This is a genomic window from Bacillus sp. AFS018417 (genome assembly GCF_002560985.1).
In the GTDB taxonomy this organism is placed as follows: domain Bacteria; phylum Bacillota; class Bacilli; order Bacillales; family Bacillaceae_G; genus Bacillus_A; species Bacillus_A rhizoplanae.
In genome coordinates, this window is record NZ_NTTM01000024.1 from 1 (window position 1) to 11,823 (window position 11,823).

An 11,823-nucleotide genomic window follows, 5' to 3' on the forward strand; every position below is an offset into this window, starting at 1 on the left:
CGGTCGGGACCGCCATTTATGAAGGCTCGGTAGCTCAGTCGGTAGAGCAGAGGACTGAAAATCCTCGTGTCGGCGGTTCGATTCCGTCCCGAGCCACCATTTTAGATATAATGCCGGCTTAGCTCAATTGGTAGAGCAACTGACTTGTAATCAGTAGGTTGGGGGTTCAAGTCCTCTAGCCGGCACCATGTAAGTCGGAGGGGTAGCGAAGTGGCTAAACGCGGCGGACTGTAAATCCGCTCCTTCGGGTTCGGCAGTTCGAATCTGCCCCCCTCCACCATTTACATTTTATATAGGGGCATAGTTTAACGGTAGAACAGAGGTCTCCAAAACCTCCGGCGTGGGTTCGATTCCTACTGCCCCTGCCAACACAGCATGGCGGCTGTGGCGAAGTGGTTAACGCATCGGATTGTGGCTCCGACACTCGTGGGTTCGATTCCCATCAGTCGCCCCATTTTTAAATATTACTTTACAAATTAAATTAGTTATGATAATATACTAAATGTCGAGTTTGGATATTTAAAGTAATAAAAATGATAATAAATCATATAATGTATTAATAATTCGATGGGCTATAGCCAAGCGGTAAGGCAACGGACTTTGACTCCGTCATGCGCTGGTTCGAATCCAGCTAGCCCAGCCATTTTTGCGGAAGTAGTTCAGTGGTAGAATACAACCTTGCCAAGGTTGGGGTCGCGGGTTCGAATCCCGTCTTCCGCTCCAAATTTAATATGGCGGCATAGCCAAGTGGTAAGGCAGAGGTCTGCAAAACCTTTACCACCGGTTCGAATCCGGTTGCCGCCTCCATATTATGCCGATGTGGCGGAATTGGCAGACGCGCACGACTCAAAATCGTGTTCCGTAAGGAGTGTCGGTTCGACCCCGACCATCGGTACTGTTTAGACGAGGATAACTCGTTTTTTTTGTGTTTCTAGACGTATAATAGGCGTGGATAATTTGATTATATCAAGCGTTTTCTACCGCAGTAGAAAACGTTTTTTTTCTTTCATTTAAATTACAACTTTGTAAGGAAGTTGTAAGAGAAATCGATTGGATATTTTTAAAAAGCAAGGTATTCTTAAATTAAGAACAATGAATATTGGAAGGAACGGGGGGTGTCTGTTGTGAAAGAACGAACAGTACATCGTACTGCTTTTGATCATCATATTACTTTAACTCCGATAACAAAAATTTTTTATAGAGCTCTTATATTATTATTATTACTAGGCTGTGCATTATTATTTGCTGGAAATAAAATGATTGAAAACAAAGATATAAGTAAATTGAAAGTACCTGTTCATTTTGAGGTGCCAGAACAATTAGGTACTGCATTTATTGCAACTGAAGATAAGCGCTTCTATCATCATAATGGATTAGACTATATTGCAATTGTCAGAGCGACAGTAGAAAATATAAAGGCTGGTCATGTTGTACAAGGTGGTAGTACAATAACTCAGCAACTTGCAAAAAATGTTTTTTTAACAAATGAACGAACATTTTCTCGTAAATGGGATGAAGTTTTCTATACAAAAAAAATAGAACGAACATTTACGAAAGATGAGATTTTAAAATTGTACTTAAGCAATATTTATTATGGAGAAGGAGCATGGGGAGTTGAGGAAGCAGCCAAACTTTATTTCGGTAAAGAGGTAGATCAATTAACATTGAGTGAAAGTGCTATGCTTGCAGCTGTTGTGAAAGCTCCAACTTATTATTCACCAATACAACATTATGATAAAGCTGTAGAAAGACGTAATATTGTGCTAAAGCTTATGGAGCAAGAAGGGTATATTACTCATGCAGAATATGTACAAGCTACAAATGAAAAGCTTGTCATTCGTCAGGATATTCCTAAAAATCAACCAGTACAGCATGTAAAGGCGGTTAGTTAAGAGTAAGTTCAAAATGAACTTACTCTTTTTTATCCCGCACTAACGGGCAGTAAGACTCCCACCTCAAGATTCTGAGAAAACAAAGAAGATAGGTGGGAGATAACTGCCCGTAAGAGCCCGATTGGTTAACCATCAGTGAGGGATAAAGAAAACCCCCACTGATGGAAGTTTCACTTTACGTGAATGAATTTAAGAAAAGTGAGACACAATATTGTCACATTTGTTTAATTTTGCTTATTTTATGAGCAACTTCAATGGACTGTTTATATGAGAATTGATATCATGAGTAATGTATATAAGCATCATACAAAGAATAAAAACATTAAAGAGGAATGTGTATGAAATCAAAAAATATTATAATTCTCGGTGTTATTTTTACTGTTGCGGTACTTATTGTAATTGGGACGATTGCATATAGCATTGTGAGTAATAAGACGGAAAAAGGAAAAGATACATTTTCATATGGTACACAACAATCGTTAGGAGAGAAAGATGCTCCAATTCATGTTGTTGAGTTTGGAGATTTTAAATGTCCAGCTTGTCGTACATGGGATGCAACGGTATTACCACGTTTAAAAGAAGATTATATTAACAAAGGGAAAATTCAGCTGCATTTTATTAATTTTCCATTCATTGGGAAAGATTCTGATTTAGGAGCAGCTGCTGGGGAAGCGATTTATAAGCAAGATCCAAAAGCTTTTTGGACATTTTATGATGAAATATATCAAAAGCAACAGAATGAACAAGAAGAGTGGATTACAGAGGATTTATTAGTAGATATAGTAAAGCAAAAGCTTCCTAGTATTGATGTAGCGGAATTTAAAAAGGATTTAAATAGTAAGGAAATAAAAGATAAAGTACAGAAGGATCTTGACCTTGCTGAGAAATTAAAAGTACAAGGTGCACCATCCATATACGTAAATGGTAAGCTTGTTAATCCGGACTACGATAGTATTAAAGCTGCAATTGATAAAGAGTCGAAAAAGTGATGAGTGATTCATCACTTTTTCGACTTTTTTCGATAAAATTCTTGCAACACCTTATATTCCATGCTATACTTCTTAACATAAGTTAACAAAAAATTAATATTTTCTTTATATTTGCGGGTGTAGTTTAGTGGTAAAACAAGAGCCTTCCAAGCTCTGGTCGAGAGTTCGATTCTCTTCACCCGCTCCAGATATCATTCCAAATTTCTATAATAATTGTGATCAACGCAGTGTTTCGTTTCTCAGATAAACGAGGTATTGCGTTTTTTTATGTTTGGAATGCATGAATATGCGTGAAAATAGTAATGTGGAATTTCCTATGATATATGTTGTTATAATAAAGTGAAATGTTTATCAGTGAATATATTAAGAAATAGTGAATCGTTTGTAAATATAAATGAAACATAATTAATGAGGACATTAAAGTGTGAACAACAACCTCTATATGGATTGTATCCCGCTATTCGTGGGCAGTAAGACCCCACCTCAAGATTGAGAAAGCAGCGAGGAAGATAGGTGGGGTCTTACTGCCCGTAAAAGCCCCATTGGGTGGGCTTTCCATCAGTGGGGGATCAAAAAACCCCACTGATGGAAGTTTCACTTTATAAAAAGAAAGGTGGTAAAACTGTTACTGAAAAGAGGCGGAACCTCAATAAGCAGAATATGTTGTATGAATTTAATCAACCAACATATATATACCGATGGCTGGGCAAATAATTAGGCCTATGGGGGACGATACAAACCAAGGTGACGAGATTGGGTTTGTAGAAGCTGGAAAACTCTAAATGGGTATGTTTGTACACATTTTCAGTAGCAGAGTAAGTGTGAACTTCGAACAATTAAAGCAAGATGTGATAGCTTATAGTAAAACAATTGGAATTGATAAAATAGGCTTTACAAGTGCTTCGCCATTTGAAGAGTTAAAGCAACGACTTATGCAGCAGCAACAATTGGGATATCAATCTGGATTTGAAGAATCGGATATAGAGAAAAGAACGAATCCGCAATTATTATTACCGGGTGCAAAATCAATTATTGCTATTGCATTGGCTTATCCTTCAAAACTAAAAAATGCACCGCTAAGCAAACGCGGTGAGCGACGAGGTATTTTTTGCCGTGCTTCTTGGGGACAAGATTATCATCTTGTTTTGCGTGATCGTTTAGAGAAACTGGAGGCATATTTAATCGATCGCTTACCAAATATAGAAGTTAAATCGATGGTAGATACAGGGGAATTAAGCGACCGTGCTGTTTCAGAGCGAGCAGGCATTGGGTGGAGCGGAAAGAATTGTTCTATTATTACACCGGAATTTGGTTCGTACGTTTATTTGGGCGAGATGATTACAAATATTCCTTTTCCACCAGATACTCCAATTGAAGATCAATGCGGGAGCTGTACGAAGTGTATTGATGTTTGTCCGACAGGAGCGCTTGTCCAAGGAGGACAATTAAATTCTCAAAAATGTATTGCGTTTTTAACGCAAACGAAAGGATTTCTTCCGGAAGAATATCGAGATAAGATTGGAAATCGCATTTACGGATGCGATACGTGTCAAACTGTTTGTCCAAAAAATAAAGGGATCGATTTTCATAATCATCCAGAAATGGAACCCGATCCTGAACTTGTAAAACCGCTATTAAAGCCTCTTCTGACCATTAGCAATCGTGAGTTTAAAGAAAAGTATGGGATTATGTCTGGATCGTGGCGCGGGAAAAAGCCGTTGCAGCGAAATGCAATCTTGGCACTGGCTCATTTTAAAGATGAAACGGCCATTCCGGATTTAATTGCTGTAATGAAAGAAGATCCTCGTCCTGTTATTCGCGGCACAGCAGCATGGGCACTAGGTAAAATTGGCGGAGAAGGTGTGCAAGAGGCGATTGAAAAAGCGAAAGAGCGAGAAAAAGATGAAGAAGTTCTTTATGAGATGAATCGCGGTCTTGAACTGTTAGCTGAGAAAAAATAGCAGATTATCCCTCGGTCCCTCATATTGTAATAAGGGGAGGGGAGACTCTATGTCTATAAAACAGCATCTTCAACAGTGTCTGCAAGGGCAATTGGATTATATAACAAATAAACGTATGAATGAAGCAGAAATTCCAGATGATATTGTAGACATGTTACACCGTAAAAAGAAGCTCTTTACAAGGCGTAATGCGGAGATTGTAAAAAGCAATGCTAACGTATCTTTTCTTAGACAGTTAAAAGGTGTGAACTATGATGAAGTAGATTATCAAATTCATTTTCAGTATTTTATTCGTCATCATCATTTATTTTATGTAGAGGAAGAACAAATGGAGAGGCGTTTACGATTAGAAGATGGATGTATCAAGCAAGATATAGCAATTGGAACGCCGATAGATGAACAGAAAGTTGGAACGTTAGAACGTGAAGTAACAAAGGGAAAAGGACAATATATTCCATACAGTTATAATCGCTTAGAGGCAGTGAAATATGCAGAGCGGTGGTGGGATGATCGGAATCCAGCTTATCAGAATTTCCAAGATAATTGTACAAATTTTATTTCTCAATGTCTGCATGCTGGTGAAACACCAATGAGTGGATATCCGAATATTCGCAGTGGATGGTGGCAGCAAAATCGCCAATGGAGCTGGAGCTGGGCGGTAGCTCATTCTTTTCATTGGTACTTATCAAGTGATTCTCTAGGACTTCGAGCAAAGCAAGTTGAGAAGCCACAGGATCTAATGCTTGGAGATATCATTGTATATGATTTTGAAAATGATGGCAGATGGAATCATACGACAATTGTCGTGGCAAAAGATGCGAATGGTATGCCTCTTGTAAATGCACATTCTGCCAATAGTCGCAGACGTTATTGGGATTATGAAGATTCAAGTAAGTATACACCGCAAATGAAATATAAGTTTTTTCATATTCTTGATAATGACTAGAGATTTTTTATCCAAGTGGTATAATACGTAGTAGAAAAAGATTGAGGTGAACATTGTGGGAATACATGTTGTTTTATATCAACCAGAAATTCCAGCGAATACAGGTAATATTGCGCGTAGTTGTGCAGCAACAGGTGCAGAATTACACTTAATTAGACCGCTTGGATTTTCTACTGACGATAAAGCGTTAAAGCGTGCTGGATTAGATTATTGGGAGCACGTAAAAATTACGTATTATGACTCTATTGAGGAATTTTATGAGAAAAATGAAAATGGTGAATTTTTCTACTTAACAAAGTATGGAGAGAAAGCACACACAACATTTGATTATAGCAATGTGGAGCAAGATTACTATTTCGTATTTGGAAGAGAAACAAATGGTCTTCCAGCAAATGTGATTGAACATAATTTTGATCATTGCTTACGCATTCCAATGACTGATAAAGTCCGTTCTTTAAACTTATCTAATACTGCAGCAATTTTAATTTATGAGGCATTGCGCCAGCAAAATTATCCAGGATTAGATGTAGAAATTGTTTATTAAAAACCGTCATATGACGGTTTTTTTTTGAAGAAAACTAATATTTTTTAATAAAGCTTGCATCTGTTTGAAAAAACGACAAATTTCATTAGGGTTGAATATCATTGCCGAAGGAGCAGAGGAGGAAGAACAAATTCAATTTTTGAAAGAAAAAAATGCGATCTTAGCCCAAGGTTATTATTTTATGACAGATAAAAAGTGATGAGCATCAAGCTCATCACTTTTTTTATTTTGTTCCTGGTTTATCATTGTACCCTGATGTGAAAATAGCAGTGAGAAATGTGAGCATAACACCTAAAATTAATAAAAGTTTCATGAGAATTTAGCCCCCCATTCATATTCAGTCCCTATTACTTGTATTATATCGAATTTTCTTTCAATTTTGGTAATAAAATTTATAAAGTTTGTGTGCGATTTCATTTGGATTCGTACGAATGTTTAAGGACATCCTCGCATACTTTTATAATAATCCGCTTGAACAAGGAGATGGGGGAGGAGCTATAATGGATATTTTAAAGAAAATTGAACAGCACCGGGAAACAGAAGAACGTTTAAAGTGGGAAGGGACATTTGCTGATTATTTAGAACTTCTTAAAGAAAGACCATGGGTGGCACAAACAGCACATTCTCGTATTTATAATATGATTAAGGATGCTGGAATTGAAGAAGTAGACGGCCTGAGAAAATATAATTTCTTTAGTAATCAATTATTTGGATTAGAAGAAGCATTAGAGCGTCTTGTAGAAGAATATTTTCATCCATCTGCAAAACGTTTAGATGTAAGAAAACGGATTTTATTATTAATGGGACCAGTTAGTGGTGGGAAATCTACATTGGTTACGATGTTAAAGCGTGGATTAGAGGCATATTCACATACAGATCGCGGTTCGGTTTTTGCAATAAAAGGATGCCCAATGCACGAAGATCCGCTTCATCTTATTCCGCATCATTTACGTGATGATTTTTATGCAGAGTATGGCGTGCGAATTGAAGGGAATTTGTCACCATTAAACTTAATGCGCCTAGAAAAAGAGTATGGAGGCAGAATTGAAGATGTAATTGTGGAGCGTATTTTCTTCTCAGAAGATCGCAGAACAGGGATTGGAACATTTAGTCCATCTGATCCAAAATCACAAGATATTGCGGATTTAACAGGTAGTATTGATTTTTCTACTATTGCTGAATTTGGTTCAGAATCAGATCCACGCGCTTACCGCTTTGATGGAGAATTAAATAAAGCGAACCGTGGGATGATGGAATTTCAAGAGATGTTAAAATGTGACGAAAAGTTTCTATGGCATTTATTATCGTTAACGCAAGAAGGGAATTTTAAAGCAGGCCGATTTGCACTGATTTCCGCAGATGAATTAATTGTTGCACATACGAACGAAACAGAATATCGCTCTTTTATTTCTAATAAGAAAAATGAAGCACTTCATTCGCGGATTATTGTAATGCCAATTCCATATAACTTACGGGTAAGTGAGGAAGAGCATATTTATGAGAAAATGATTCATGAAAGTGATGTTTCTGATGTTCATATTGCACCGCATACACTTCGCGTTGCAGCAATGTTTACAATCTTAACACGCTTAAAAGATCCGAAGCGGCCAGACATCGATTTAATTAAGAAAATGCGTTTATATGATGGTGAAATGGTAGAAGGGTACAATTCTATTGATGTAGAGGAACTGCAGCGCGAATATCAAGATGAAGGTATGAGTGGAATTGATCCGCGTTATGTTATCAATCGTATTTCTTCTACAATTATTCGTAAAGAAATAGCATCAATTAATGCTTTAGATGTATTACGTTCTTTAAAGGATGGATTAGATCAACATCCATCTATTAGCAATGAAGATCGTGAGCGCTATATGAATTTCATTTCATTAGCACGTAAAGAGTATGATGAAATTGCGAAGAAAGAAGTACAAAAAGCATTTGTATATTCATATGAAGAATCCGCGAAGACACTTATGGATAATTATTTAGATAACGTAGAAGCATACTGCAATAAATCAAAACTACGCGATCCATTAACTGGAGAAGAAATGAGTGCGGATGAAAAACTTATGCGCTCTATTGAAGAACAAATTGGCATTTCAGAAAATGCGAAGAAAGCGTTCCGTGAAGAGATTTTAATTCGTATCTCTGCATATGCTCGCAAAGGGAAGCGATTTGATTATAATTCACATGAGCGTCTTCGTGAAGCAATCCAGAAGAAACTATTTGCCGATTTGAAGGATGTTGTGAAGATTACGACTTCAACGAAAACGCCGGATGAAAATCAGCTGAAGAAAATTAATAATGTTGTAGCACGATTAATTGATGAACATGGCTATAATTCCACATCTGCAAATGAATTATTACGTTATGTAGGTAGTTTGTTAAATCGATAATGATCATAGTTGTAGAAAAAGAAAAGCTGTCTCTTGGAAAGGGGCAGCTTTTTTATATTTTATTTTCGACTATAAGAGGTGCTTGTCCACTATGAGTAAATTAAAATGCAATCTTATGAATTTATTTGTCAATTATTTTCACAATGAGCATATGATAGAGTAACCAACCATTCATACAGAAAAAAGTCAACACAATACAATATGTTGTGCAGCTGTAAAGTGTGCAACAATGCATTGTGTTTCTTTCTTAATTGCGAAAGTGTATCAGTTTTTATTAATGTAAAAGTAAATTTCTCTTAGTCGGATTTTCGTGTTTTAATCTGTGTTTAAGTGAAAGTATAAAAAATTATGTAAGGAGGGAAAGGAATGGCAGAAGAAAATCAATATAATTATACGGTTTCACAGGAAAATTGGTCCCTCCATCGTAAAGGACATGATGATCAACAACGTCATCAAGAAAAAGTACAAGAGGCAATAAAAAATAATTTACCAGACCTTGTTACAGAAGAAAGTATTATCATGTCCAATGGTAGGGATGTTGTAAAAATACCAATTCGTTCACTAGATGAATATAAAATTCGTTACAACTATGATAAAAATAAGCACGTTGGTCAAGGAACTGGTGATAGTAAAGTCGGGGATGTTGTAGCGAGAGATGGATCGAGCGGTCAAAAGCAAAAAGGACCAGGAAAAGGGCAAGGAGCAGGAGACTCTGCAGGAGAAGATTATTACGAGGCGGAAGTATCGATTTTAGAGCTTGAGCAAGCATTTTTTAAAGAATTAGAGCTTCCTAATTTACAGCGTAAAGAACTGGATGAAAATCGTATTGAACACATTGAATTTAACGACATTCGTAAAACAGGACTTTGGGGAAACATCGATAAAAAACGGACAATGATATCTGCTTATAAACGAAATGCAATGAATGGCAATCCAGCTTTTCATCCAATTAAGCGGGAAGATTTAAAATTCCGTACGTGGAACGAAGTCTTGAAGCCAGAATCAAAAGCTGTTGTGTTAGCAATGATGGATACGAGCGGTTCGATGGGGCTTTGGGAAAAATATATGGCTCGTAGCTTTTTCTTCTGGATGGCCCGTTTTTTACGTACGAAATATGAAACAGTAGATATTGAATTTATCGCACACCATACAGAAGCAAAAGTTGTTACAGAAGAAGAATTTTTCTCAAAAGGTGAAAGCGGTGGAACAATTTGTTCATCGGCATACAGAAAAGCATTAGAACTGATTGAAACAAAATATTCTCCGGAACGCTATAACATATACCCGTTCCACTTCTCGGATGGAGATAATTTAACATCTGATAATGCCCGCTGTGTAAAACTTGTGCAAGAATTGATGAAAGTATCTAATATGTTTGGGTATGGAGAAGTGAATCAGTATAATCGTCATAGTACACTCATGTCAGCATATAAAAATGTGAAAGATGAGAAGTTTCGCTATTATATTTTAAAACAAAAAGCTGACGTGTTTCATGCGATGAGGAGCTTTTTCCGAGAAGAATCGAAGGAAAAGATGGCTTGAACCCCTAAGTGAAGGGGTTTTTGTTTTCTAGTGAAACCAAAAAGATTGAGTAGTAAAAACTACTCAATCTTTTTTATGCGATCAAATAATAAACCATCTGTCGTACCATTTTCTCCTATTACAAAATCTTTCATATAATATGAAAGATAATCACCATACTTCGAATTTGTATTTAAAAGAAGTTCATCTACAAAATAACAACCAAGCGGTAAATTGTCGAGTAAGAGGCTAGCAAGTGCCCCGTAAACGCCGCAAGCCACTTGAAAATAAGTTGCATTTGTTCCGTATTGTGTGTACACATGCTGGGTAGCAGTAGTGTTGTACATATATACCTCTTTTTCTTTATACACAAGTAAGATGCCAATTAAGTCTTCACCGATGAGTTGTCCGTTTTCTGGATTTAATACGTGATGATTCCAGCTCCATAATTCATCAATATTATGTTGATTTTTATGGATTAATTGTGTCATATAATCATTGATACGATATAAAAAACCAACCTCCATGTCGTACAATTTTCCGAGATTAATTACTTCTTCATGCCCCATTAAACAACCGAAAAACTGTTTATCTCCTAACGTTACTTTAAATTCTTGTTCATAAGCAGTGTTACATAAGAGAATGGGAGTTTGATGTTTCATAAAAAGAGGATAGTTTAAAATGCCTTCTTCTAAAAAACCTGCTGGAGACCATGTCGAGTATACTGTTTTTTCTTTAATAAGAGTTGGATCATGATAGAAAGTTGTATCGTGTTCGACGATGAAACAAGCAAGGGGGATTTCCGTAGGATTTTGCTTCATTAATTTAATTGCCATCCATTGGACGACGCCGGGATTCATACCGGAACAAATAATACCTGTCATTTGTGTGAAAGTAGGTTTATGCTCTTCAAAGAAATTTTGTCTTTCTAGTAAACTGAAGCGTTTTATATGCTCATTCGCATCGATTTTTGGTGATTGCAGTGCCGTATTAATATAATGCACACCAAATTCATTGCAGCATGTCAACATTTCTACTGCATCTGCCAAGGAAGCATCAACGACCAGGGTTGTCCCCGTTTTTTGTAGATGGTTTCGAAATAATGCGTTATCGCTTAGATCGAACATATGAAATGTAAAACTCTCGTATAATGCAGGATACATTTCTTTAAAATAGGATTGCGGTTTTTGCTTTATGTCAATTAAATGGATCGAACAGTTTTGCAATTGAGAGTATAAAGGATTATGACTATCTTTCACGGCATGATTTAATAAAGATAAAAATGCACGAGCAGCGCCGCCGCTGCTTCCAAGTATAGTAAGAATGAGTTGTTCTTTTTTCATGTTTTCCCTCCTATGTGATTAAGATATGCTCTTCATATGAGAAAGGATTATTTGTTTGTCCATACATGCATAAAAATTCATTGTTTATCCCGTATGGCAGTAAGCCCACCATCTCAAGATTGAGAGAGAAGCGAAGAAGATAGGTCCACTGATAGAAGTTTCACCTAATCTATGAATATGGAAAAAACCGCAGTCTATTTGGAAGACTGCGGATGGAATAGTGAAAAGTAT

The 11,823-nt window shown here is 36.7% G+C and carries 9 protein-coding genes and 10 tRNA genes; 18 read left to right on the forward strand and 1 reads right to left on the reverse strand.

Features of this window, described 5'->3' with window-relative positions:
* The first annotated feature begins 23 nt into the window (after positions 1-23).
* The 18 genes from CN326_RS10365 (at position 24) to yhbH (ending at position 10,270) form a co-directional block, all read left to right on the forward strand.
* Positions 24-99: transfer RNA gene (locus CN326_RS10365), tRNA-Phe, on the forward strand.
* Between the two features lie 13 nt (positions 100-112).
* Positions 113-188: transfer RNA gene (locus CN326_RS10370), tRNA-Thr, on the forward strand.
* Positions 189-196: 8 nt separating this feature from the next.
* A tRNA-Tyr gene (locus CN326_RS10375) sits at positions 197-280 on the forward strand.
* Positions 281-294: 14 nt separating this feature from the next.
* Positions 295-368, forward strand: a tRNA-Trp gene (locus tag CN326_RS10380).
* A 10-nt stretch (positions 369-378) separates the two neighbouring features.
* Positions 379-454: transfer RNA gene (locus CN326_RS10385), tRNA-His, on the forward strand.
* Positions 455-568: 114 nt separating this feature from the next.
* Positions 569-643 (forward strand) — tRNA-Gln (locus tag CN326_RS10390).
* A 5-nt stretch (positions 644-648) separates the two neighbouring features.
* Positions 649-723: transfer RNA gene (locus CN326_RS10395), tRNA-Gly, on the forward strand.
* A 10-nt stretch (positions 724-733) separates the two neighbouring features.
* Positions 734-807 (forward strand) — tRNA-Cys (locus CN326_RS10400).
* A 6-nt stretch (positions 808-813) separates the two neighbouring features.
* Positions 814-895 (forward strand) — tRNA-Leu (locus CN326_RS10405).
* A 229-nt stretch (positions 896-1,124) separates the two neighbouring features.
* Entirely contained in the window at positions 1,125-1,892 is a 768-nt protein-coding gene (locus CN326_RS10410) for a transglycosylase domain-containing protein (protein WP_098308955.1), read from the forward strand.
* Positions 1,893-2,230: 338 nt separating this feature from the next.
* Entirely contained in the window at positions 2,231-2,881 is a 651-nt protein-coding gene (locus CN326_RS10415) for a DsbA family protein (RefSeq protein WP_098308956.1), read from the forward strand.
* A 113-nt stretch (positions 2,882-2,994) separates the two neighbouring features.
* Positions 2,995-3,068 (forward strand) — tRNA-Gly (locus CN326_RS10420).
* Between the two features lie 634 nt (positions 3,069-3,702).
* Complete coding sequence (queG, locus tag CN326_RS10425) at positions 3,703-4,842, forward strand: tRNA epoxyqueuosine(34) reductase QueG (RefSeq protein ID WP_098309097.1); 1,140 nt, start codon at positions 3,703-3,705, stop codon at positions 4,840-4,842.
* Positions 4,843-4,891: 49 nt separating this feature from the next.
* On the forward strand, positions 4,892-5,788 hold the full coding sequence (locus CN326_RS10430) for an amidase domain-containing protein (protein ID WP_098308957.1): 897 nt from the start codon (positions 4,892-4,894) through the stop codon (positions 5,786-5,788).
* 55 nt (positions 5,789-5,843) lie between these two features.
* The gene (gene trmL, locus CN326_RS10435; RefSeq protein WP_098308958.1) at positions 5,844-6,332 is read left to right on the forward strand and encodes a tRNA (uridine(34)/cytosine(34)/5-carboxymethylaminomethyluridine(34)-2'-O)-methyltransferase TrmL; all 489 of its coding nucleotides are present in this window, start codon (positions 5,844-5,846) and stop codon (positions 6,330-6,332) included.
* A gap of 64 nt (positions 6,333-6,396) precedes the next feature.
* Positions 6,397-6,531, forward strand: coding sequence for a hypothetical protein (locus tag CN326_RS25075; protein ID WP_255258121.1), 135 nt, complete (start codon positions 6,397-6,399; stop codon positions 6,529-6,531).
* Positions 6,532-6,832: 301 nt separating this feature from the next.
* Positions 6,833-8,728 carry a PrkA family serine protein kinase gene (locus CN326_RS10445; protein WP_098308960.1) on the forward strand — a complete coding sequence of 632 codons (1,896 nt, stop codon included), beginning with the start codon at positions 6,833-6,835 and terminating at the stop codon, positions 8,726-8,728.
* A gap of 366 nt (positions 8,729-9,094) precedes the next feature.
* A complete protein-coding gene (gene yhbH / locus CN326_RS10450) occupies positions 9,095-10,270 on the forward strand; it encodes a sporulation protein YhbH (protein WP_098308961.1) in 1,176 nt (391 codons plus the stop codon).
* Positions 10,271-10,329: 59 nt separating this feature from the next.
* On the opposite strand, the gene CN326_RS10455 is transcribed toward yhbH, so the two are convergent.
* Positions 10,330-11,592, reverse strand: a complete 1,263-nt coding sequence (locus CN326_RS10455; protein ID WP_098308962.1) for an S-adenosylmethionine decarboxylase related protein — start codon at positions 11,590-11,592, stop codon at positions 10,330-10,332.
* Between the last annotated feature and the right edge of the window lie 231 nt (positions 11,593-11,823).